23 protein-coding genes and 1 pseudogene are annotated in these 22,117 nt (G+C 37.9%); 1 reads left to right on the top strand and 23 read right to left on the bottom strand.

The window, feature by feature from the left end:
- Nucleotides 1-56 precede the first annotated feature (56 nt).
- From dinG to RGF10_RS08210, 12 genes and pseudogenes are all read right to left on the bottom strand, one after another.
- Nucleotides 57-2,858 carry an ATP-dependent DNA helicase DinG gene (gene dinG, locus RGF10_RS08265; protein ID WP_318508591.1) on the bottom strand — a complete coding sequence of 934 codons (2,802 nt, stop codon included), beginning with the start codon at nt 2,856-2,858 and terminating at the stop codon, nt 57-59.
- 285 nt (nt 2,859-3,143) lie between these two features.
- Nucleotides 3,144-3,527, bottom strand: a complete 384-nt coding sequence (gene panD / locus RGF10_RS08260; RefSeq protein WP_318508590.1) for an aspartate 1-decarboxylase — start codon at nt 3,525-3,527, stop codon at nt 3,144-3,146.
- Between the two features lie 22 nt (nt 3,528-3,549).
- A complete protein-coding gene (gene panC / locus RGF10_RS08255) occupies nt 3,550-4,398 on the bottom strand; it encodes a pantoate--beta-alanine ligase (RefSeq protein WP_318508589.1) in 849 nt (282 codons plus the stop codon).
- Nucleotides 4,398-5,231: a 3-methyl-2-oxobutanoate hydroxymethyltransferase gene (gene panB, locus RGF10_RS08250; RefSeq protein ID WP_318509375.1), complete on the bottom strand. Its 834-nt coding sequence runs from the start codon at nt 5,229-5,231 to the stop codon at nt 4,398-4,400. Before panB ends, panC begins: the two co-directional genes overlap by 1 nt.
- Before the next feature lie 228 nt (nt 5,232-5,459).
- Nucleotides 5,460-6,446, bottom strand: coding sequence for a biotin--[acetyl-CoA-carboxylase] ligase (locus tag RGF10_RS08245; RefSeq protein ID WP_318508588.1), 987 nt, complete (start codon nt 6,444-6,446; stop codon nt 5,460-5,462).
- Nucleotides 6,431-6,559 carry an HD domain-containing protein gene (locus tag RGF10_RS08240; protein ID WP_318508587.1) on the bottom strand — a complete coding sequence of 43 codons (129 nt, stop codon included), beginning with the start codon at nt 6,557-6,559 and terminating at the stop codon, nt 6,431-6,433. The genes RGF10_RS08245 and RGF10_RS08240 overlap by 16 nt, the downstream gene beginning before the upstream one ends.
- A 16-nt stretch (nt 6,560-6,575) precedes the next feature.
- The gene (locus tag RGF10_RS08235) at nt 6,576-7,631 is read right to left on the bottom strand and encodes a CCA tRNA nucleotidyltransferase (RefSeq protein WP_318508586.1); all 1,056 of its coding nucleotides are present in this window, start codon (nt 7,629-7,631) and stop codon (nt 6,576-6,578) included.
- A gap of 2 nt (nt 7,632-7,633) precedes the next feature.
- Nucleotides 7,634-8,773, bottom strand: coding sequence for an N-acetyl-alpha-D-glucosaminyl L-malate synthase BshA (bshA, locus tag RGF10_RS08230; RefSeq protein WP_318508585.1), 1,140 nt, complete (start codon nt 8,771-8,773; stop codon nt 7,634-7,636).
- A pseudogene (gene bshB1, locus RGF10_RS08225) lies at nt 8,770-9,481 on the bottom strand (bacillithiol biosynthesis deacetylase BshB1). Before bshB1 ends, bshA begins: the two are co-directional and overlap by 4 nt.
- 11 nt (nt 9,482-9,492) lie before the next feature.
- Complete coding sequence (mgsA, locus tag RGF10_RS08220) at nt 9,493-9,897, bottom strand: methylglyoxal synthase (RefSeq protein ID WP_318508584.1); 405 nt, start codon at nt 9,895-9,897, stop codon at nt 9,493-9,495.
- A 21-nt stretch (nt 9,898-9,918) separates the two neighbouring features.
- Nucleotides 9,919-10,719, bottom strand: a complete 801-nt coding sequence (gene dapB, locus RGF10_RS08215; RefSeq protein ID WP_318508583.1) for a 4-hydroxy-tetrahydrodipicolinate reductase — start codon at nt 10,717-10,719, stop codon at nt 9,919-9,921.
- Nucleotides 10,712-11,068, bottom strand: coding sequence for a nucleotide pyrophosphohydrolase (locus tag RGF10_RS08210; protein WP_318508582.1), 357 nt, complete (start codon nt 11,066-11,068; stop codon nt 10,712-10,714). The genes dapB and RGF10_RS08210 overlap by 8 nt, the downstream gene beginning before the upstream one ends.
- A gap of 369 nt (nt 11,069-11,437) precedes the next feature.
- On the opposite strand from RGF10_RS08210, the gene RGF10_RS08205 reads away from it, so the two are divergent.
- On the top strand, nt 11,438-12,310 hold the full coding sequence (locus RGF10_RS08205; RefSeq protein ID WP_318508581.1) for a YitT family protein: 873 nt from the start codon (nt 11,438-11,440) through the stop codon (nt 12,308-12,310).
- Between the two features lie 124 nt (nt 12,311-12,434).
- Here RGF10_RS08205 and ypjB read toward each other — a convergent pair whose 3' ends face one another.
- The 11 genes from ypjB to RGF10_RS08150 form a co-directional block, all read right to left on the bottom strand.
- Nucleotides 12,435-13,229, bottom strand: a complete 795-nt coding sequence (gene ypjB / locus RGF10_RS08200; protein ID WP_318508580.1) for a sporulation protein YpjB — start codon at nt 13,227-13,229, stop codon at nt 12,435-12,437.
- Nucleotides 13,230-13,301: 72 nt separating this feature from the next.
- Entirely contained in the window at nt 13,302-13,898 is a 597-nt protein-coding gene (locus RGF10_RS08195; RefSeq protein ID WP_318508579.1) for a lipoprotein heptaprenylglyceryl N-acetyltransferase LhaT, read from the bottom strand.
- 100 nt (nt 13,899-13,998) lie between these two features.
- Complete coding sequence (locus RGF10_RS08190) at nt 13,999-14,766, bottom strand: menaquinol-cytochrome c reductase cytochrome b/c subunit (protein WP_318508578.1); 768 nt, start codon at nt 14,764-14,766, stop codon at nt 13,999-14,001.
- Between the two features lie 61 nt (nt 14,767-14,827).
- On the bottom strand, nt 14,828-15,502 hold the full coding sequence (gene qcrB, locus RGF10_RS08185; RefSeq protein WP_147533776.1) for a menaquinol-cytochrome c reductase cytochrome b subunit: 675 nt from the start codon (nt 15,500-15,502) through the stop codon (nt 14,828-14,830).
- A 14-nt stretch (nt 15,503-15,516) separates the two neighbouring features.
- Entirely contained in the window at nt 15,517-16,017 is a 501-nt protein-coding gene (locus RGF10_RS08180) for a QcrA and Rieske domain-containing protein (protein ID WP_318508577.1), read from the bottom strand.
- A 139-nt stretch (nt 16,018-16,156) separates the two neighbouring features.
- Nucleotides 16,157-16,618, bottom strand: coding sequence for a YpiF family protein (locus RGF10_RS08175; RefSeq protein ID WP_318508576.1), 462 nt, complete (start codon nt 16,616-16,618; stop codon nt 16,157-16,159).
- Nucleotides 16,619-16,765: 147 nt separating this feature from the next.
- On the bottom strand, nt 16,766-17,308 hold the full coding sequence (locus tag RGF10_RS08170) for a ReoY family proteolytic degradation factor (protein WP_318508575.1): 543 nt from the start codon (nt 17,306-17,308) through the stop codon (nt 16,766-16,768).
- Nucleotides 17,309-17,358: 50 nt separating this feature from the next.
- Nucleotides 17,359-18,621, bottom strand: coding sequence for a tetratricopeptide repeat protein (locus tag RGF10_RS08165; protein ID WP_318508574.1), 1,263 nt, complete (start codon nt 18,619-18,621; stop codon nt 17,359-17,361).
- A 22-nt stretch (nt 18,622-18,643) separates the two neighbouring features.
- Nucleotides 18,644-19,543: a hypothetical protein gene (locus tag RGF10_RS08160; RefSeq protein WP_318508573.1), complete on the bottom strand. Its 900-nt coding sequence runs from the start codon at nt 19,541-19,543 to the stop codon at nt 18,644-18,646.
- A gap of 118 nt (nt 19,544-19,661) precedes the next feature.
- Nucleotides 19,662-20,951 carry a 3-phosphoshikimate 1-carboxyvinyltransferase gene (gene aroA / locus RGF10_RS08155; protein WP_318508572.1) on the bottom strand — a complete coding sequence of 430 codons (1,290 nt, stop codon included), beginning with the start codon at nt 20,949-20,951 and terminating at the stop codon, nt 19,662-19,664.
- A gap of 32 nt (nt 20,952-20,983) precedes the next feature.
- Nucleotides 20,984-22,090: a prephenate dehydrogenase gene (locus tag RGF10_RS08150; RefSeq protein ID WP_318508571.1), complete on the bottom strand. Its 1,107-nt coding sequence runs from the start codon at nt 22,088-22,090 to the stop codon at nt 20,984-20,986.
- Between the last annotated feature and the right edge of the window lie 27 nt (nt 22,091-22,117).

Below are 22,117 nucleotides of genomic sequence, written 5' to 3'. Positions count from 1 at the left end.
TGCTATAGGTATATAGTGTGTTATTCTCGGAATATTATCACTTGAAATTCCCCATATTACAACCACTCACGAATGGCTCGAACCATATCATCTAGAGTGTATTTCTTTATCATAACCTGCGGAATCGATTGGAGAAATGCTTTGCCATACCGTGTCGTTACAATCCGACGATCAAAAACGACGACGATGCCTCGATCTGATTCTGTCCTGATTAATCTTCCAAACCCTTGTTTAAAGCGAATAATGGCTTCTGGTAAACTATAAGCCGAAAAAGGATTTCCGCCTTGTTTTTTGATTATTTCACTTTTTGCTTCGGTAACAGGTTCATCTGGTGAAGAAAATGGAAGTCTTACAATGATCAAGCAAGAAAGGTCCTCACCAGGAATATCAATTCCTTCCCAAAAGCTACTAGTCCCTAACAATATTGCCTTATCAAATCGTTGAAAATTCCTCGTTAATCTTGTCCGACTTCCACTGGTAATTCCTTGAGCCATAATCGCAAAATCATCAAGAAAACCACTTTCACGAATAAGGTCATATGTTTTTTTGAGCATATCGTGAGCTGTAAACAGAATTAACATTCTCCCTTTGGTTGCTTCTGCAATGGAAATTATATGCTCCGAGATGGCAATGACATAATCCTGTTGTGAGACAGAATTAATTTCTGGCAAATCTTCTGGAATAATTAATTGGACTTGTTTTTCGTAATCAAACGGCGAAGGAATAACCTTTTGTATGCATTTGGTTGATTCCATTCCCAATTCTGAAATCGTGTATTGAAAAGATTGTTTTACTGTTAAGGTTGCTGATGTGACGACAATACTTTTCTTTTGAGAAAAGAAGTGATCGTGCAAGTAGGTTGATACATTCACTGGAAATGCGTATATAGTTGTTGTGTTTTGAATCGAGCGCAAATCCAGTTCAATCCACCTAACATTGTTTTCACTTGGCTGCAGAAAGACGCTTTTTATAATTTTCCGTAGTTCATCCAATTGGGAACATACCGCTACTACTTCCTCTAATATTCCTTGCTGAATACTGGAAATGGTTTGCTCTGACATTTTAATTTGCTCAAGCCGTGCTGTGAAATAATCGATTGTATCCTTGAGTAAGAAAGAAAAACGTTCTGCCTCAGTCAATAGTGCATTCCATTCTTTTCCCATTTCATCCTGATTTAATCGAATGGATATCCGATTATAGGTCTGAGGTTTTCTTTTTTGTTTACTTTGAGAAAAGATAACAACTATCTTGAAGAATTCATCCATTACATAAAAAAGATCTAATAGCAATTTATTCCCACGAGATGAATGCATTTCTTGATGCTGGGCTAACAGCACTTTTAACAGATTTTCAAATTTATAAAAAAGCTGTTTTTGATCATATAAACCAATTTGTCCAAATAGCAATCGGCATGTTAAATAATCAATGGTTGTACCAAAAAATTTTCCTGCCGCTTTTTCAAAATGATGACCCTCGTCAATGACAGCATATTCATACTCAGGTAGAATCTTTTTATCCGATACAATATCCGCTAACACAACGGAATGGTTCGTTATAATTAATTCCGCTTCATTTGCTTCAAGCTTTGCTCTTTGATAAAAATCATATTGGCGCCAATGCTTATCCTGTAAAAATTCACTGTGCTCATTTTTTATTTTATTCCAATAAATAAGACCGCCACTTGATAAATTCAGTTCATCACTATCTCCTGTTTTCGTTTCTGTTAACCAAATCAAGATTTGCATTTTGGTTAAAGTCGTATCATAGTTATCCTCCTCTTCAAGAAGGGATTGTTCAAATTTAGCCAAACTGAGATAATGACTTCTTCCTTTTAATAGACTAGTTTTTATTGAAGAAGACAGCATTTTTTTTAATAATGGAATATCTTTGTTCATCAACTGCTGCTGCAATTGATTGGTAAATGTACTGATCAATACAGGTTTTTTTTCTTTTTTAGCAAATATGGCTCCTGGTAATAAATAGGCCAATGATTTCCCTACTCCTGTTCCAGCCTCTATTAATGCATGCTGGCTCGTTTTGAACGCTTCCATTACCATGTCCATCATGATAAATTGTCCATCACGCTTTTCATATGAAGGAAAAGCTTGTTTGAGCAGCTGTTCTTTTTCAGGCTGGGATTCAGGATAAGTAGTTACTGTTTGTCCATCGTAGTCCCCTTCGTGATGATTCCTTTTCAAGGCTAAACCTCGGTAAACCTCTAATGACTTTGGCACTGTCTCAATCTTTTGCTCCATCCTACTTAATAAATCTTCTAGGAACAACCCAATATCACTTTTCAATCCTCCAGAAAGCTTTGAAAGTTGTTTAATTGTTGTTTGTGGTAGTCCTTCAAGTTTTTGTAATAATATTAGTAGTAGTTCTGCTGTTACATAGGCATCACTATCAGCCTGGTGTGGCCTATCATGCTTTAGGTCTTCTTGTATGGCTAAATCTGATAATTTATAACTATCCGCAGTCGGAAAAAGAATTCGCGCTAGCTCCACTGTATCTAGAACTGGACCATAAAAGCCATCTATTCTTGATTGAATGAGCTCCTCCTGCAAAAAAGATAAATCGAACAGAACATTATGGGCAACAAAATAGGAATCTTCCAAGAGACTGGCAACTTTTGTTGCAATCTCTGAAAATAATGGAGCATCTCGGACCATTTCATCGTTGAGACCTGTTAATTCCTCGATGAATGCTGGTATCTTTTGTTGAGGGTTAACGAGTGAAGAAAATGTTTCTGTGATTTTTCCGTTTTCAATGATAACCGCTGCAAATTGTATGATTTTATCCCCACGTTTGGGTGTGTTTCCAGTGGTTTCTAGGTCAATCACCACATATTTATTGATCATGTAATACACCTCTACCCTTTATTCAAACACAACGGTATCATATTTAGGGTGAAATCAAAAGTATCAATATTTACTTTTTTCCACAAAATCAACCCTATTATACAAAGGTGGGATTCTTTTTAACACATTACAGTGTTAAATTTGGCTGTTGATTTCCGCTGCAGGTGCTCGCTTTCCGCGGGGCGGGCACCTTCCGCTCCAATCAACAGAGTGTTTAAAAAACATACCATTCTTTTACAAAGCTAAAACATAAAAAACCCCCCATAAATAAATGGGGGGATAAGGTTACATTACGGTTGCTTCTGGTTCTGCGTAGAGCATTTCTACGATTTCATTGTTTTCATCCATGATCGCTACTTTTGGTTTGTGAGTTTGAATTTTTTCTTCAGACACTAAAGCGTATGAGATGATGATGACTACATCCCCTTCATGAACAAGGCGAGCTGCAGCACCATTTAAACATACCACTCCGCTACCTCTTCTTCCAGGAATAATATAGGTTTCAAATCGAGCACCATTATTGTTATTGACAATTTGGACCTTTTCATTTGGAACCATTCCAACTGCGTCCAAGATATTCTCATCGATTGTAATACTACCTACATAATTTAAGTTTGCTTCTGTCACTCGTGCACGATGGATTTTTGCGTTCATCATTGTGCGAAACATAATTTTCCCCCTACCTGGACTGTTATAGCCCAGAAATAATTAAATTATCGATTAAGCGAACCTTTGTAAATACAACAGCAACAGCGATGATTATTTTTCCATTTAATTCTTCCATCACTTTTAGCTCAGGATAAGAATAAATTTCAACATAATCAATGCTTCCCTCTGTTTGCTCTTGAATATGCGCTTTGACTAGCTCAACAATTTTGGATGGATCCTTTTCACCATTTTGAATGGCTTTTTCTGCTAGTTTTAAGCCCTGATAAATAGCTGGTGCTTGTTTTCGCTCTTCCGGAAGGAGATTCACATTGCGTGAGCTCTTAGCTAGACCATCCTCTTCACGAACTGTCGGAACGGATACAATTTCTAATGGAAAATTAAAGTCATTCACTAATCCATCGACGACTGCAACCTGCTGGGCATCTTTCATTCCAAAATAAACCTTATCAGGTGAAACGATGTGAAACAGCTTCGTTAACACAGTTGCCACGCCATCAAAATGGCCAGGTCGTGATTTTCCACAAAGAACATCGGTCCGATCTTTCACAGTAACCGTTACGGATGGTTCCTTTGGATACATTTCATCAACAGTTGGATAAAAAATAAAATCGACCTTGTGATTCTCCGCCACCTGCTGGTCCCTTTCTAAATCGCGTGGGTAGGATGCTAGATCCTCCTTTGGACCAAATTGAAGTGGATTCACAAAAATACTGAGAACGACAATGTCATTTTCCTTTCTTGCATGATCCATTAACGAAGCATGACCTTCATGCAAATAACCCATTGTCGGAACGAAACCAATCGTTTTTCCTGCAGCTTTTTGTTTATTTATTTCAGCTTTTAAATCATTTATTTTCGTAAAAGTATTCATTATTTCCCTCCGTACAAGCCAACCAGTTCTTCTTCCTTCATCGTAAAGCTCTGTTGATCTGTAGGGAACAAACCAATCTTTACTTCGGTGACATAGGAACTGATTCCTAATGAAATAAGTTCATTTGTATCAACATATCGTTTAACAAATTTTGGAGCTCGATCCACTCCGTAATTGACTACATCATGAAATACAAGGACCTGACCATCACAGTCAATTCCTGCCCCTATTCCAATCGTTGGGATGGTTAAACGCTGCTGGATTTCTCTTGCCAATTGCTTAGGAACACATTCAAGTACGACTGCCATTGCTCCAGCCTCTTCACATTTAATTGCATCCTCAATAAGCTTTTGTGCCTGCTCTGCACTTTTTCCTTGGACTTTATAGCCACCAAGTACATTAACCGACTGTGGTGTTAAGCCAAGATGGGCGACTACTGGAATACCAGCTCCCGTTAACGCTTTTATACTATTTATAACGTCATCTGCACCTTCTACCTTTACAGCATGTGCACCAGTTTCTTGAATAAGACGCGCTCCATTGATTAACGTATCTCTTATCGATAAGTGATAGCTCATAAATGGCATGTCCACAACGATAAAAGTATTCGGTGCACCACGTTTCACAGCCTTTGTATGATGGATCATATCTTCCATCGTTACTGGAATGGTAGAATCATAGCCTAGTACGACCATGCCTAGTGAATCACCAACTAGAATCATATCTACACCAGATTGTTCTGCAAGTTTTGCAGCTGGGTAGTCATAGGCGGTGAGCATGACAATTTTTTCATTGTTTTGTTTCATCTTTAAGAAATCCGTCGTTTGCTTCATCATCTTTCCTCCGTTTCTTAGGAAAGAGGAGACAAAACACAAAAAAATCCTTCTAAATGGCAGAAGGATTCTTATTTGCATCGTAAAGTTGTTTTATCCCTCTGTCCTGGTCCATATTGGATCTAGGCAGATATCCATAATTATTATATTATTTATTAATAGGTGCAGTTCAAATGATACTGCCCAAAAAGATTATATCAGAAGTCTATCTTTTTTGCTAATTATTTCTTAATTTTCTGAGAGATCAATATCAGCAGAATAGACATGGTGAACTACGCCCGCTTCATCTTCGATCATTAATACGCCATCATCTGTTATCCCTAATGCTTTTCCACGAATATTATCTGTCAGTGTTCTCGCGATGATTGATTTTCCTATACTAATAGCATAGCTTTCCCATAATAATTTTATTGGTGTAAACCCTTGCTCTAAATAAAGCAAATACAATTTTTCAAAATGGGAAAGTACACTTCTGATCACTTGAGCTCTTGAAATCTTTTCTCCTGATTCAATCGCTAATGATGTAGCAATTTGTTGAATCTCTTCAGGATAATCTTCAAGCTGCTGATTAACATTTATTCCAACGCCAATAATAATCGCAAATATTTGATCAGCTTCAGCTTGAAGCTCAGTTAATATTCCCGTTACTTTTTTGCCGTTCAGCAGGATATCATTCGGCCATTTAATCTTTGGCGACAAATTTGATACCTCTTGAATGGCTTGGACAACAGCAACTGCTGTAATTAATGTTAGTTGAGGAGCTTTTTGTAGTGGAATATTTGGGCGCAAGATCATGCTCATCCACACACCTGTGTACTTAGGTGAATGCCATATTCTATTCATTCTGCCGCGTCCAGAAAGCTGTTGTTCCGCAATAACAACCGTTCCTTCTGGCGCATTTTCATATGATAATGTTTTGGCGATTTTTTGTGTAGAGTCAACGCTTTCCTGATAATGAATGGATTGTCCAAGAAAGTTTGTCGTTAGGCCTAAACGAATTTCATCTGCTGAAATCTGGTCAGGTGTTTTGACAATCCGATACCCCTTTCTTTGAATCGCTTCAAGTTCAAAACCATGTTTTCTAAGTTCCTCAATATGTTTCCAAACAGCTGTTCTCGAACAGCCGATATATTCTGCTAAATATTGACCTGACAAATAATCGCCGTTAGCTGCAGTAAAGGCATCGATCAGCTTTTTTCTCACTTCAGATTGCACGATAACACCCACTCTCTTATTCTCACATATTGATTTTCTAATCTACCCTCGAGAATTTCTTTTTCTATTTTTCCTAAACAATCCTTAATCCATGGACCTGCTGGGCGTTCCATAATCTCGATTAATTCCTTACCTGGAAATGTTCAACTCCGCTCTACCTTTAATAGGTAGATCATCATATAACTTGATCCAACTATTTACTGAATCCATTAATTCCTGGTGATTAATGCTATTAACCAATCGTTGTGCATAAATCATGTTCTCTTTCCCGGCATCATAAAGGCTAATCGAACTCCATTCGTGTGATAAACGAAACTGGGTCCAGTGATAGATCGCCTGGATTTGTCTTATTCGTTTTATTGGTAGTTTCCAGCACCTTAAAAAATGGTCAACCTGATCCATTTTTACCTCTAATGAATAGAGAAGTAAACCCCACATTTCCTCGCTATTCAGTTCCGAACATTTAAACTGAGTTAATTCACTGATCGTTTTTTCGAATAACCCCAATTGTGGTAAGTACTGATCCAAATGACAGCTACATAATAACTGAATCGCATTTACACGATTTTTTCCAACCAATAATTTCTCAAATTCGGCCGTTTTTCTTTCAACCGCAATATGATTTAATAGTGAACCCATTTTTTTAAGCGCATCAAAACATGTAGGATCAAGGGTAAAATCCAATTGACTGACGAATCGTACCGCCCTCATCATTCTTAGCGCATCCTCTGTAAACCGTTCCTTTGGATCCCCTACAGTTACAATTTGCTTTTTACTGATTGCCTGTTTCCCATTAAATGGGTCAATAATTTCCCCTTCTTTGTTCATTGCTATCGCATTCATCGTAAAATCCCGTCGTTTTAGATCCTCGATTAGGGAACGAACGAAGAATACTTCATCAGGCCTGCGATGGTCTCTATACTCTGCCTCTTCACGAAAGGTGGTGATTTCATAGCTTTGCCCTTGATAAAGGACCACTACCGTTCCATGCTCAATCCCAACATCAACTGTATTAGGAAAAATACGCTTTATCTCTTCCGGTGTAGCAGATGAGGCAATATCGACATCAGAAATAGGGCGATCTAATAAGCAATCACGAACTGCACCACCAACGAAAAAAACTTCAAAGCCTGCATCTTCAATTTTCTTTAATAGTGGGAGTGCGTTTAAAAATAAAACATTCACATTTACTCACCCTGCTCTAAAAGAGTGTAATAGATATCCTCATATTGGGAAACAATTTGTTCAGCACCAAACTTAGTCGTTGCGGTCATGATCCCATTTTCAGAAAATTGCTGATGCAATTCTTTATCCTTAAGGAGCTGTACGCCCTTTTTAGCAATCTCATCTATATCACCGAGTTCACAAATAAAGCCATTCACCCCGTCGGAAATAACTTCAGGAACCCCTCCAACATTCGTCCCTATACATGGAACCCCACAGGCCATTCCTTCTAGCGCAACGAGGCCAAAGCTTTCTTTTTCTGATAAAAGAAGCATTAAATCACTGATTGAATACAATTCTTCAAGATTTTCCTGTTTTCCTAAGTAACGAACATGCTCACGTATTCCTAGTTTACAGACGAGGTTGCTCACAACTGACATTTCCGGTCCATCTCCAACTAATAATAGCTTAGCTGGGAGCTGTTTAGCCATTTTAGCAAAAGCTTTGACAACATCAGTAACCCTTTTAACAGCGCGAAAATTCGAAACGTGAATGACTACTTTTTCGTCTTCAGCAATTTCTAGTTCCTCACGTAAATGACTTGCATCTGTTTTTTGATAGACTCGATCATCGATAAAATTATAGACAGCATGAATCTCTTTATTTGGCCTTACTACTTCATTCGTTTGTGCAATTAAGGAATGGGAAACTGCTGTTACATAATCCGATTTTTCAATCCCAAATCGAACCGCATCTGCCAATGAAGGATCATTTCCTAAAACGGTAATATCTGTTCCATGTAACGTAGTAACAATCTTTAAATTTCGCCCACTCATCTGCTTGGCCAAAATCGCACAAACTGCATGGGGAATAGCATAATGAACATGTAATAGATCGAGTTCTTCCCTGTTTGCGACTTCGGCAATTTTACTCGCTAAGGCAATATCATAAGGTGGATATTGAAAAACTGAATATTGATTGACTTCAACTTGATGATAATAGATATTATGGTACATTTTTTTCAAGCGAAATGGCAGACTTGATGAAATGAAATGAATTTCATGCCCTCTTTCTGCCAACATTTTTCCAAGTTCGGTTGCGACAACTCCAGAGCCCCCAATGGTTGGGTAACAGGTTATGCCAATTTTTAACTTTTTATTCATTCATGATCCCCTATCAAGTCGTAATGAACGAGCAATGGTGTTTTCACTTTAAATCCTTCTCCATAAGCAATTCCAACCTCTTTACCAAAAAGCCTTTCTCTCGCTTCTACTGTTTCAATATAACCATTCACGAGCGGAGTATCGACCGTATTAGCTCCTTTTTCAAATTGACTACGATAACTTTGCAAAGAAGCACGTTTCTTTTCAAAAAACGAGCTGATATCAATCACAAAATCAGGTTTATGAAACCCGTTTATCATATAAAAATACAGATTTTTCGGTCGATAGGCCAGAATATGGAAAATTTGGAAAGTAATTTTTTATTCCCGCAGAAAAAGCCGCCTCATCAACAAGGCGGGCGCAATTCCCATGGTCAGGATGTCGATCCTCAAAATAGGGTGCAAAGATTATTTTCGGCCGAAACAACCGAATAATTTCCACGACCTTTTTTATATTTTCATCATTTACCAAAATCCCTCGATCAGGCAAATCTAAATTGATCCGAACGTGAACTCCTAAAAGTTCGGCTGCATTTTTCGCTTCTTGCTTACGAAGTTCAACCGTTCCATTTGAGGAAAGTTCTGCTTTAGTCAAATCGCAAATCCCAATCTTTTTCCCGCTTGCTGTATATTTTGCAATGGTCCCTGCCATTCCGATTTCAACATCATCCGCGTGGGCACCAAATGCCAAAATATCAAGTTCAGAAATCTCCTCGATCACTAGCGAGTTTCGTTGACTATATTTCTCCATTCAATATCGCCTCGCTCTAATCCTTTAATCAACACTTCAGCAGTTCCCATATTTGTCGCAAGCGGCACGGAATATACATCACAAAGGCGAACGAGTGCTGTTACATCTGGTTCATGTGGTTGAGCAGTAAGTGGATCTCTGAAAAAGAATACAATATCCATTTTGTTCTTTGCAATTAGGGCACCAATTTCTTGATCTCCACCTAATGGGCCAGATTGAAACCGCTCAACTTGTAAACCTGTTGCCTCCATAATTCTTAAACCTGTTGTCCCCGTTCCAAATAATGTATGCTTTGTAAAAATAGCTTCATATGCTAGTACAAATCGAACAAGATCATCTTTTTTCTTATCGTGCGCGATTAAAGCAATATTCATAAGTAATTCCCCATTCTATTTTTATTCGATTATGTTTTCTAGTCCGTATACCAATGAATCAATTTTTACAACCGTGTCTACAGCAAGCTTCACTCCTGACATAAAGGAAGCACGATTATAGGAATCATGACGAATGGTTAAGGTTTGGCCCTCAGAGCCGAATAAGACTTGTTGATGAGCAATTAATCCTGGTAATCTTACAGAATGGATATGCATTCCGTCAAAATTAGCTCCTCTTGCTCCCTGAATCGTTTCTTTCTCGTTTGGATGCCCCTGCTCTTTTGGAGTTCTTACCTCACTGATCATCTGCGCTGTTTTAACAGCCGTTCCCGACGGTGCATCTAATTTCTGGTCATGATGCAGTTCGATAATTTCAACATTTTCAAAATATTTAGCAGCAAGCCTAGAGAATTTCATCATCAAAACAGCACCAACAGCAAAGTTTGGTGCAATGATACAACCAAGTTCTTTTTCTTTACACAATTTATCTAGCTCAATTAAATCTGTATCAGAAAAACCAGTTGTTCCAACAACCGGGCGAACGCCATATTTCAAGGCTGTTTTCGTATGGTACATTCCAACTTCTGGAGTCGTTAAGTCGATTAAAACATCCGGTTTTTGCTCTTTGAAACATTGTTCAATATTTGCGTAAATTGGCGTATCTAAATTGTTAAAACCCTCTAATTCACCGAGTGTTTTCCCATCATGTTTGTGGTCTACTGCAGCGACAAGTTCAAAGTAATCCGTATTGGTCACAAGCTGGACAGCTTCTTTTCCCATACGGCCCCGTGGACCTGCAACGGCAATTTTCACTTTATTCATTTTCATTTTTCTCCTCTTGAGTATGTATTGTTGTCCAACGATTTTTATCGCGGGTATTAAACTTATTCATTACTAAATTGTGTGCTTGCTCGAGATCAATATGTAATGAGTTTGCAAAACAAATGAGGACAAACAGCATATCACCTAGTTCTTCCTCTATTTCCTTTGGCTCCTCAGTTGACTTCTTTGGCTTTTCACCATAATAGTGATTGATTTCTCGCGCCAATTCACCTAATTCTTCCGTCATTCTTGCGAGCATAGCAAGTGGACTAAAATAGCCTTCTTTAAACTGACTTATATAAGCATCCACTTCCGCTTGAAGTTGCTTTACTGTTTTCTGTTCTAGCATCTGTACTTGATCCTCCCATTTTAACAGCAAAAATCATACCTATATTAATGTTAGCTAAAAACTACCCTATTTACAAATATTTTTAATTCGAAGGCTCTCATGTATTTGTCTGTTGATTTCCGCTCCAGGCGCTCGCTTTCTGCGGTGGAGTCTCGCACCTTCCGCTCCTTCAACAGAGTGCAAAAAATCAACATTGTTCTTCAACACAGTCAATAGAAAAGCGGAGGAGCCTCATACGACCATTAGTATATGTTTTTCTAAAATAGTGAACAAAATGAAATTTAGTGCTAGTATGACGAATAGATGGATTATTTTCTTTCATGAAATAGAATATCTTTGAGAAAAATAATTAGAAAGGGAGGAATCGTTGTGTTATTTGGATTAAAATTTAAAAATATCTTCTTTATTTTATTTGGATCAGCCGTATTTTCATTTGGAATCGTCCATTTCAATATGCAAAATAATTTAGCTGAAGGTGGGTTTACTGGTATCACTTTGCTTTTTTACTTTTTATGGAAGTGGGACCCTTCATATACGAACTTATTATTAAATATACCGCTTTTTTTCATTGGCTGGAAGCTTCTTGGTCGTTCAGCATTACTCTATACCATCATTGGTACTTTAGGAGTATCGGTTTTTTTATGGGTTTTTCAACGCTATCAAATTGACATGCCACTAAGAGACGATTTAACGCTTGCTGCACTTTTTGCGGGTGTCGCCATTGGGATCGGGCTCGGAATTATATTCAGATATGGCGGAACGACCGGCGGAGTTGATATTATCGCTCGTTTGGCTCATAAATATGTTGGTTGGAGCATGGGAAAAACCATGTTTCTCTTTGATGCCTGTGTCATTACGATTTCCTTGATCACCTATCTTTCTTATAAAGAAGCCATGTACACACTTGTTGCTGTTTTTATCGGTGCTAAAGTTATTGATTTTATGCAAGAGGGGGCATATTCTGCAAGAGGTGCGATGATCATCTCAGATTTAAACAACCAAATTGCCGATAAAGTAATGGAGGAAATGGGACGAGGCGTAACCGTGCTACATGGTCATGGTTCATTCACAAAGACGAATAGAGAGGTTCTTTATTGTGTTGTTGGCAAGAATGAAATTGTTAAATTAAAAAACCTGATTACTTCCGTTGACCCTCATGCTTTTGTTTCAGTTAGTATCGTTCATGATGTGCTAGGCGAAGGCTTTACCCTTGACGAAAATAAAATGCCGATTGAAAATTAACCTTTTGAAGGTTTTCAATGTACATAAAAAACCTCTGAAATCACTATTTCATTAGATTTCAGAGGTTTTATTGATTTAGATAATCACCTGAAGTGCCAAATTTCTAAATATCAATCTCAACTACTTATTCTTTCAGCTTTGTTGGCCTATTTTTTTCTTGTTCCTGATCCCCTTTATATTTTCTCCAACCTACATAAGATAAGGTGACGATGATGATACTTCCGGTTGAAATGATGACCCACCAAAGACTTGGGTCTGCTTCATCCTCTGTCATTCCATCGAAAATTGATTGCAAATCACTACCAATTGCCTCTAACTCCTCTTGATTCGCTGCTTCCTTGAGAACCTTTGGGCGGTACTGGTCTATATAGCTGACCTTTGCATCAAGGCTCACAATTTGTTCCGCTGGAATATCGATTTTCAAACTCGGATAAATCATATTATATAGGGATAAAAACGAATTGAAATTTGAATGAAAATTTTCATTATTACCGTTATATGCAGCTTTTTTTGCATTTTGAAATACAGTCATGATCGGTTCTTCCATTTCAGTCCACAAGGGCTGATTCCCAGAAGATATCGCATCCATGACAAGCCTGAATTTTGTTACGATATTCATTTTTTCATCATGAGGCATATTCTCATTTTTGATTGCTTCCAGCGCGTCATAATGAGCTACTGAAATGATTCTTATTTCGTCTTTACTATAGCTTGGCTCATTTTCAAGCTTAACTAAATATTGTTCAGAAAAATAATTCAATAATTTTTCTGCATCATCGTAACGATGCAACTTCACCATTTGCAGGGCCTCATCTGATATATGATCAAAATTATTGATTGTCGAGGTTGGTTCTGCTCTAACTGAAACTATTGGCATAAGGAAAAAAGCCAAAAATAAAATGAACCCCTTTGTTTTCATTCTTGTCCCCCTCAAACTACTAGTAATATGTATGAGAGGACGGACAAGTTTAGACCAGTAAAGGTACAAGAATTAATTGTTTATGTTAAGAGTATATCGATCTTTTCTTAAACAGAGGAAATAGGTTAGGGCAAGTGAAAAAATGCTCAACCAAAACGTAAAATAACCAATTTTATCCGTATATAAATCCAACATATGATATCGAGGCATCATGTGAAAAACATAATCAATCATTTCATTATGTATAACCCAGATAGCTGTCACGACTATATGCCATGGCTTGATTCGATAGAAAGGCGCATATAGTACACCTTGGACCGCCATTGCCAAATGTGATGAAATTAGCATATAAGCTACAAAATCAAGGCCGTTATTTACAATCCCTACTAAAATATTCATCACTACTGCCCAAATTCCATACTTAACCAATGTCACAATCGCCAAAGCTTCAAATAGCGGCCAGTTCCTGCCTAACAAAAAAGCAATGATTACAAATACAAAAAACAAGCTCGCGGTTGGACTATCTGGAACAAACGGCAAAAAAATAACCGGTGTTTCGGATAATTGCCATCCATACCAAATATAACCATAAATGGTTCCAATAATGTTAATTATTAAAAGTAACCATAATATTTTTCGATTTGCTAATACTGCATAAATAAACGCCATGGAGCACCACCTGAAAATAATATATTTATATAGATTATCTTACACATAATACTATTTAGCTATAAAAAAAGCTGACGAAAAATTCGTCAGCCTTTATTACTTATTTACTTTTTACACTGGAAATAAACTCAGTAAGCTGTTTAAGTTCTTCATCAGTTCCCTTAAACATGCCTGGTGGCATTGCATTTTGACCATTTTTCGCAATATTTGCGATTTTATCCGGTGCAAGTCCGTTGTCGACTAGCGCAGGCGCTCCTGCTCCACCCTGCAAATTGTCACCATGACAATTGATACAGCCTTGATCTTGATAAACTTTGTAGCCATCTGATTCTTTATCAAACTCAGCTTCAGCTACAATTTGACCTTGCGCTTTTGCAGCGTCCCAGTCATGAGTTGCAACCGATTCCCAAGTTAGATAGAAAATAGACGCTAATGCAAGTAACATAAAGCCTGTTGCTAATGGACGCTTTGATGGTCGACGCTGTGGTCCACGATCAATGAATGGTGCAAGCAACAATCCTCCAAATGCCAAGCCAGGAATAACCATGGCACCGATAATGGTGTATGGACCTGAAGCATAAGAATACTTTAATAATTGATACAGAAATAAGAAATACCAGTCTGGTAACGGAATGTAACCTGTATCTGTTGGATCTGCTATCCGTTCAAGCGGTGAAGGATGAGCAATCGTTAAACATAAATAACCAACTAAGAAAACTGCCCCAACCATCCATTCTTTTAAAAGAAAGTTTGGCCAAAACGCTTCCGTTTTACCAGGGTACTCCGAATAATCCTTCGGAACATTAGGTTTTCGTTCTGCAGAGACACGAGAGTCGCCTACGAACTTCATACCTTTACCGTGATGCATTGAGCAATCCCCCTCCTTTAACCCTATGATTAAATCGTATAAATAACATAAAGTACTATTTTTATAGTGGTCCTGAGATACCTTGTTTACGAATCATCATGAAGTGAGCAGCCATTAACCCAAACAATGCAGCTGGTAAGAAGAACACATGAATAGCAAAGAATCGTGTTAATGTTTGTGCTCCAACGATATCTGGATGTCCAGACATTAAGGTTTTAATATATGGCCCAATCAATGGAATAGAATCCATGATTTGTAGTGTTACCTTTGTCGCAAATAGCGCTTTCATATCCCACGGTAACAGATAACCTGTTAAACCAAGGCCGAGCATAACGAAGAAAATAAGTACGCCGACAACCCAGTTTAATTCACGTGGTTTTTTATAAGCTCCTTGGAAAAACACACGAAGAGTATGTAAGAACATCATGACAATTACTAAACTTGCGCCCCAATGGTGCATTCCACGAACAATTTGCCCAAAAGCTACTTCATTTTGTAAATAGTAAACTGATTCCCATGCATTCTTAATATCTGGTACATAATACATGGTTAGAAACATCCCAGACAAAATCTGAATAACAGTGATAAAGAACGTTAGACCACCGAAGCAGTAAACAAAGGCAGAAAAATGATGTGCCGGATTTACGTGCTCTGGAACTTCGTGGTCAGCAATATCGCGCCACAAAGGCGTAATATCTAAACGTTCATCTACCCAATCGTAAATTTTGTTTAACAATGATTACGCCCCCTTTAGGCTCTTGGTTTAGCTTTACCTAATTGTAGGTAGCCATCTTTTTCTTTATATGGGTATACATCAAGCGGTGCCATTGGCGGAGTACCCGCTACGTTTGTACCGTCCTTTGTATAACGCCCCATATGACATGGACAGAAGAACTGCTCTTTATGTTCCTTGGAAGTATTCCAGTCCACTGTACAACCTAAATGCTTACAGATTGGTGAAAGTGCAACAATTTCCCCTTTGTCATCCTTATACACCCAAGCTGTATTTGTTACTTCTGATTCGTACCAAGCATCCTTTTGTTTAAAAGTAAAATCGACACGAACCGGTTCAGATGTTAAGTCTGCGACCTTTTGCTTTGTTGGAATAAAATCTCCACCAGCATTTGCAGCTAACACTGGATCAATTGCAAATCGAACCATCGGCATTAACATTCCTGCCGCCATAAATCCTCCTACCCCTGTAAGAGTGTAATTCAAGAACTGACGTCTTGATACTCGATGCTTGCTCATGCTTATCCCCCCCCTGTTACAAAGTTAAGTTCACGAGACTTTTCAATCATCATATAAAACTAGGACATAATCATGATATATCAATCTTTAGACAAGGTCAATAATATACTTGACGGAATCTGTCTAACTTTCAAAATATTTATTCTTTTTTGTTCCATTCGCCAGTAAACAACGTTATCATCTGTTTTACCTGACTATCAATGAGGGAAATCTTTTGTGAATCCTGCATTGATTCTAATGGTATCGCAGGTATCCAAATTAACGTTCCATTAAGACGGGACTCGATCGATTTCCAATACAAGTCAGATGTCAAATAAAAAACATGACTAAAACCGTTCTCTAATAATTTTGATTCCCATAGTAACAATTCATCCACCTTAGATTCTTCAAAACTCTTTAAATAGGAAAAACCTGGTAGCAAAAGTAATCGTCCTCGAAACTGTCTTTCTAATTGTCCTGTTACGAGTGTACTAAATTCCGACATCTCTGCAGCTTGTCCCATCTCACTATCAAAGCTTATTGGCAATAATGGAATAACGGCAGTATCGACATATTCCTTCGATTTCGTATAAATCTCGATATCCTGTGGGTTCCATTTCACTAAACAATCCCTCCTCATCTATATGTACCTATTGAATGCAAATAATACGCCCAAACGAAGCATTACTTGCATATTCTTCCTTTTTCAACATATTTCTCTTATAACGTAAACAAAACGGCTTACTTTTGCAAGTAAGCCGTTTTGAAATTACATATTTAATTTCTTTAGCTTATCAGTTAGGACTTGAAATGACCTCTCATCGTGCTGATCTAATGCAGCATCTATCTCCTCTAGAAGCTTTTCCTCTTGGTATCGCTTAATGCTCTCAGCTAAAAAACGCTCGACAACAATACGATCTGATTCATTAACCTTAACGTTTCTTGGCATAAACGGATTATCTTCTTGGACAGCTGCATACTGATGAGTCTTGTTGGAAGCATGAAAGTTTAATTGAATGAAAATCTCTTCATCACGATTTAACCGAATATCATGAAATGATTTTTCTGCATCGGTTGTCATGACATTTTCCTTATAAAACCGAAATGGAACTTCATCGACACAATGGGTGGACATAATCAGTCCCCGTGGACAAAACTGTGCTTGATCAACAAAATGTACCTTTTCCATGAGTTGGTCGTGGCTCATTAAATAATTCAAAATCCAAACACATTCTCTACGTTTTAACTGATAATGGTTAAGAAACCAACGAATAAAATCCTTTTTCTCGTTGACAGATACAGGGGTCGTCATGTTTGCTTCCCTCCTCTGTAATACACCATATTTTTTAATGCCGAGTATCCCTAAAAATCTGTTAAACGTTCCAATATTTCTTGATATTCAGTATTGCTTGGGTCTTGTTTTAGTAATTCACTAAAAATTTCGACAGCCTTAACACTTTTTCCTTCTTCAATTAGAAAATATCCATAATCCTTTAAAAATTCTTGATGATTCTTAAAGTAAGTATATGCTAATTGGTATTTGTTTAATGCTTCTGAATACTCCTCTAAATGCTGAAATGCTACCGCCTCATCCCAAAGTAGCTGGGGCTCCACTTCATGAACTGATTCAACATGCTTAGCAAGGTCGATTACTTCTTCATATCGCTCCTGAATCAGCAGAAGTTTATTTAAGGTAAGTACCCCCTCAGTAAATCCTGGGTCCAGCGCAATAGCCTCACGCAATAGTCTTTCTGCCTCTTCCTCATTACCTAGTTTCAGCGCAAGCTTTCCACCTAAGTAGTATAAATCTTTATTAAACTCATCAAAACGGATTCCCTCCAAGATCGTTTCGAAGCTTTTCTCTATCATTTCTTCCTTCTCATATGCTTTTGCCAGCATTAAATATAAGGAATGATACTCAGGATCCAATTCCTTTAGCTCTTCGAACTTATCAATCGCCGTTTTATTTGCATCGGCTTGATAAGCGGTTAGAGCATAACCAAACAAAGTATTAATTTCAAGCTTTTCCTTTAGCGCTCGCTCATAATATGGAAGAGCCGCTTCAAAAGACCCACTTGCACTAAGCATTTCAGCAAGACGTTGTTCAATCTGGATGCCTAATATTTCTTTTGTACCCTTTGATAAAACGCTTTCATACGAATGGATTGCCTCAGCAAACTTCCCAATCTCCGCGTAGAGTTCCGCTAATGCAAAATCAATTACTTCTTCTTCTGGCAACAGATCTTTTGCTGTTAGTAATTTTTGCTCACTAACCTCAAATAATCCATTCATTTGATATAAATCTGCCAGGAGTAATAAAGATTGCGGAAAGCTTTCGTCCTGTACATCAATTTTTTCAAGAAGGAGCATAGCTTCTTCCTCTTGACCCAACTCCATATAAATTTCAGCTAGGAGAACCATTAACTCTCCTTCTTCAGGAAACTGTTGTATTAATTGTTTATATAGTGCCTCTGCTTCCTCTAAAAATCCTAATCGTGTTAATTCACTTGCAAGATCATACTTTTCTTCGGGAATCCCATTAGCAAGAATGTTTTTGTATTTTTGAATTGCCTTACTTTGTTCACCGTTTTCTAAAAGAGAGATGATTTCATGTACTGTATCCATTGGTTGTTCCTTTCAAGATTTACTAGAATGAATAAAACGAAGGCTTATTAATCATTACTTGCTCTCCAAATCCAGAGCAAAATGACGTTTTATCACCAACACGTATCATTTTTCCTTTGTGCATTGTTAACACTAATCTATGATTATGATAATGAAACAAACTCATTTCTTCAACTTGTCTGCTTTCATTCCCCATTAAATACATATTATAGCTCAATTCTCCTCCATGAAGTAGGTTAGATTTGAGCGGGTAAATTCCGATTTTAGCAAGGTCTTGCTTGGCGATTGGAATAGATTCTGTTAGCTCATTTTGTAAGGATGGTATCTTCTCTTGGACGGTTATTTTTCTCCAAAGATCCGTTGACTTTATTAACTCCTTACTCGAGCCATTGCCAAAAATCGGAACTAATGGTGCATTGTAAGGAAACATTGCTTCACGAACCCAACCCCACGGAATTGAAGAAAGTTCAGACAAGTCGTCAATTTCCACAAAAACAACTGGTATTTTCTCTTTTTTGCACTTTCGAATGAAGCTAGGGGTTAGAAGCTGGACTGGGATTTTTACCCCGATGATATAATCAATTGGACTCGTAATTAGTTGTGAACGCTTTTGCTTTATTTTGAGGAGAAACTCTGACTCTAATTGAATCTGAGCCGTCGTCAGCAATGTTGTACAACCCTTCTTAATAAAAGAGTCGAGGTAGTACTGCTTCAACTGATGAAAGGGCATGTCCTCAGGAACCTGTTGATTAAACATAACAGACGTCGGTGTCATAATGAATGATTTAGCATCCATTCTGATGTGAGTTAATTTATTTACTGAAGCGGGACGTGAGGCGATTTTGTTTTGCTTAATTAAAAAGTGAGTAGTTGTTATAGCTTGGTCATCTAATACATTGGCGTTCTCAATGATATAGGTCATAAAACCACCTCTTTTATAAACGGTCTTATGACAAGCTATGAAAAAAACAAGAAATTATGAATGCTAGTTGTAAATTTCAAAAAAAACAGGAGCTAGTTTTGATACTAGCTCCTGACGATTAACGTAATAAATTGTTTAAGTCTTGGAAAAATTGTGGGTATGAAACTGAGATGGCTTCTGCATCTTCTAAGATGACTTCACCCTTCGTTATTAATGCTGCAACAGCTAGCATCATCCCAATGCGGTGATCACCATGACTGCTTACTTCTCCAGAGTTTAAGGTTGATTTTCCGCAAATCACCATACCATCCTCTGTTGCTTCAATCGATGCCCCAAGCTTTGAAAGCTCATTTACCACTGTGTCAATTCGATTTGTTTCTTTAACCTTTAACTCATGGGCGTCTTTAATCACTGTTTTTCCATTGGCCTGAGTTGCGAGTAATGCAAGAATTGGAATTTCATCAATTAACCTAGGAATCATGTCTCCTTCGATTGTTGTCCCAACCAATTCTGAAGTTTTAATAATGATATCACCTGTTGGTTCAAATTGTTCTGAATCATTTGGCACAATGGTAATGTCAGCACCCATAGCTTTCATCACATCAATAATCCCTGTTCGGGTCGGATTTAAACCAACATTTTTCAACAGAATTTTACTATTTGGAACAATTGCACCCGCCACCAAAAAGAAAGCTGCTGAGGAAATATCACCAGGGACATTAACATGACTAGCAGTCAAGGATTGGCCACCATTTATTGTTACAGTTAGACCTTCACTTTCCACTTTTCCACCAAATTGACGAATCATCCGTTCCGTATGATCTCGTGTCTTTGCTGGCTCATGAATCGTTGTTGTACCATCTGCTTGCAATCCAGCAAACAGGATCGATGATTTTACTTGAGCACTTGCGACTGGCAAAGTGTATTCCATCGCTGTTAATTCTCCACCTCTAATTGAAATCGGTGTGAATTCTCCTTGTTTTTTCCCATCAATTTTGGCACCCATTAATGAAAGAGGTTTAACCACCCTCGTCATAGGCCTTCTACCAATCGAATGATCGCCGACTAAGACATTGTGAAATGGTCTTCCTGCAAGAATCCCCATCAATAAGCGAATCGTTGTACCAGAATTTCCAACATCCAATATATCGGAAGACTCTGTAAGCCCTTCAAGTCCTTTTCCATAAATAGTTACGGTATTTACATCTTGCTCAATCACAACTCCTAATTTACGAAAACAAGAAATTGTACTTAAGCAATCATCACCAAGCAAAAAGTTTGTCACAGTTGTTGTACCATTTGCAATGGCTCCAAACATCACCGCACGGTGGGATATTGATTTATCACCAGGTATATTTATTTCACCTGATAAACTCGTTGCATTTGTATGTAGTTGTACTTGTCCCATCTTTATCACCCTTACCCAAGAAAAATTTACTCTTATGGACCGACAGAGGTTTCGAAGTTAGTATATTTTTTTATACATTGATCAGCTCTTAGGCGGTCTTCTTCTGTTTGAAAGCTAATCACGAGGATTCCATATACTTCTTCCCTTGTTTCACGAATCCGTATATTGGTTATGCTTATATTTTCCTTTGCTAAATAACCTGTTATTTCTGAAATAACCCCTGGATAGTCAGGGACATCCACAAATAGATCATAAAAAGCTGGAATTGCACCTTTTTCTTTGATAGGCATCTCATCCCGATATTGTTTTGCTGATAAAAAATACTGATAGATTGCCTCGCCATTTTCATTTTCAAGCATGCCCGTAACTCGATCCATCTCAGCAATCCATTCCCTAAAAATATTAAGCAGGACTGGCTTATTCTGGAGTAAAATATCTCTCCACATCTCAGGACTACTAGAAGCAATCCGCGTAATATCACGAAACCCACCTGCAGCCAGCCGTGTAACTAGATGCTGTTCATGGCTTGAACGTTCCGCTTGATGAACCAGTGAGGCAGCAATAACATGAGGGAAATGACTGATTACCCCTGTCATAAAATCATGTTCTTCAGGTGACACAATTAAAAACCTTGCTTTTGTGCCTTCAAACCATTTTATTAATATATCAATTTGCTCTTGATTTACACTAGAACTAGGAGTTAATAAATAAAAAGCATTCTCAAACAAGATTGATTTTGCTGCCGACACACCACTTTTATGAGAACCTGCCATTGGATGCCCACCAATGAACGTAATTCCCTTTTCAGTTAAACAAGTTGCAGTCTGAACGATCCTAGCTTTCGTGCTACCCGCATCTGTAATAATGACACCTTGTTTTAAATCCATATTTGAAAGCTGCTGAATCAACTTTTCAGCTTGATTTACTGGTGTTGCAATAATAATTAAATCAGCATCAATTGCCCCATCGATGATTTCTTCAACTGTTTCATCCACAACACCAAGCATGGTCGCTAATTTTCTTTGCTTTTCATTAATATCAAAACCGATCAAATGAGATTCCTTATGAGTACGTTTAATAGAAAGAGCCAGGGATCCACCGATCAACCCCAGCCCTATCACAAATACACGGCCTCGCAATAAGACCACCGCCTTTAAAAACCTATT

Origin of the sequence: Bacillus sp. T3, from assembly GCF_033449965.1 — a bacterium.
Taxonomy (GTDB): domain Bacteria; phylum Bacillota; class Bacilli; order Bacillales; family Cytobacillaceae; genus Bacillus_BU.
Note: the sequence above shows the minus strand (reverse complement) of the source record. Positions and strands in the feature narration are given on the sequence as shown.

Bases quoted from the DNA above. Each gene is read 5' to 3' on its own strand.
- dapB (WP_318508583.1), bottom strand. From the start codon at position 10,719: ATGAATAAAGTGAAAATTGCCGTTGCAGGTCCACGGGGCCGTATGGGA.
- panB (WP_318509375.1), bottom strand. From the start codon at position 5,231: ATGAAGCAAACGACGGATTTCTTAAAGATGAAACAAAACAATGAAAAA.
- mgsA (WP_318508584.1), bottom strand. From the start codon at position 9,897: ATGAATATTGCTTTAATCGCGCACGATAAGAAAAAAGATGATCTTGTT.
- RGF10_RS08210 (WP_318508582.1), bottom strand. From the start codon at position 11,068: ATGCTAGAACAGAAAACAGTAAAGCAACTTCAAGCGGAAGTGGATGCT.
- RGF10_RS08180 (WP_318508577.1), bottom strand. From the start codon at position 16,017: ATGAGCAAGCATCGAGTATCAAGACGTCAGTTCTTGAATTACACTCTT.
- RGF10_RS08190 (WP_318508578.1), bottom strand. From the start codon at position 14,766: ATGCATCACGGTAAAGGTATGAAGTTCGTAGGCGACTCTCGTGTCTCT.
- RGF10_RS08195 (WP_318508579.1), bottom strand. From the start codon at position 13,898: ATGGCGTTTATTTATGCAGTATTAGCAAATCGAAAAATATTATGGTTA.
- RGF10_RS08170 (WP_318508575.1), bottom strand. From the start codon at position 17,308: ATGACGACCCCTGTATCTGTCAACGAGAAAAAGGATTTTATTCGTTGG.
- panC (WP_318508589.1), bottom strand. From the start codon at position 4,398: ATGAATACTTTTACGAAAATAAATGATTTAAAAGCTGAAATAAATAAA.
- ypjB (WP_318508580.1), bottom strand. From the start codon at position 13,229: ATGAAAACAAAGGGGTTCATTTTATTTTTGGCTTTTTTCCTTATGCCA.
- RGF10_RS08165 (WP_318508574.1), bottom strand. From the start codon at position 18,621: ATGGATACAGTACATGAAATCATCTCTCTTTTAGAAAACGGTGAACAA.
- aroA (WP_318508572.1), bottom strand. From the start codon at position 20,951: ATGGGACAAGTACAACTACATACAAATGCAACGAGTTTATCAGGTGAA.
- RGF10_RS08240 (WP_318508587.1), bottom strand. From the start codon at position 6,559: ATGGAACGCCCAGCAGGTCCATGGATTAAGGATTGTTTAGGAAAAATA.
- bshA (WP_318508585.1), bottom strand. From the start codon at position 8,773: ATGAATAAAAAGTTAAAAATTGGCATAACCTGTTACCCAACCATTGGG.
- dinG (WP_318508591.1), bottom strand. From the start codon at position 2,858: ATGATCAATAAATATGTGGTGATTGACCTAGAAACCACTGGAAACACA.
- panD (WP_318508590.1), bottom strand. From the start codon at position 3,527: ATGTTTCGCACAATGATGAACGCAAAAATCCATCGTGCACGAGTGACA.
- RGF10_RS08160 (WP_318508573.1), bottom strand. From the start codon at position 19,543: ATGACCTATATCATTGAGAACGCCAATGTATTAGATGACCAAGCTATA.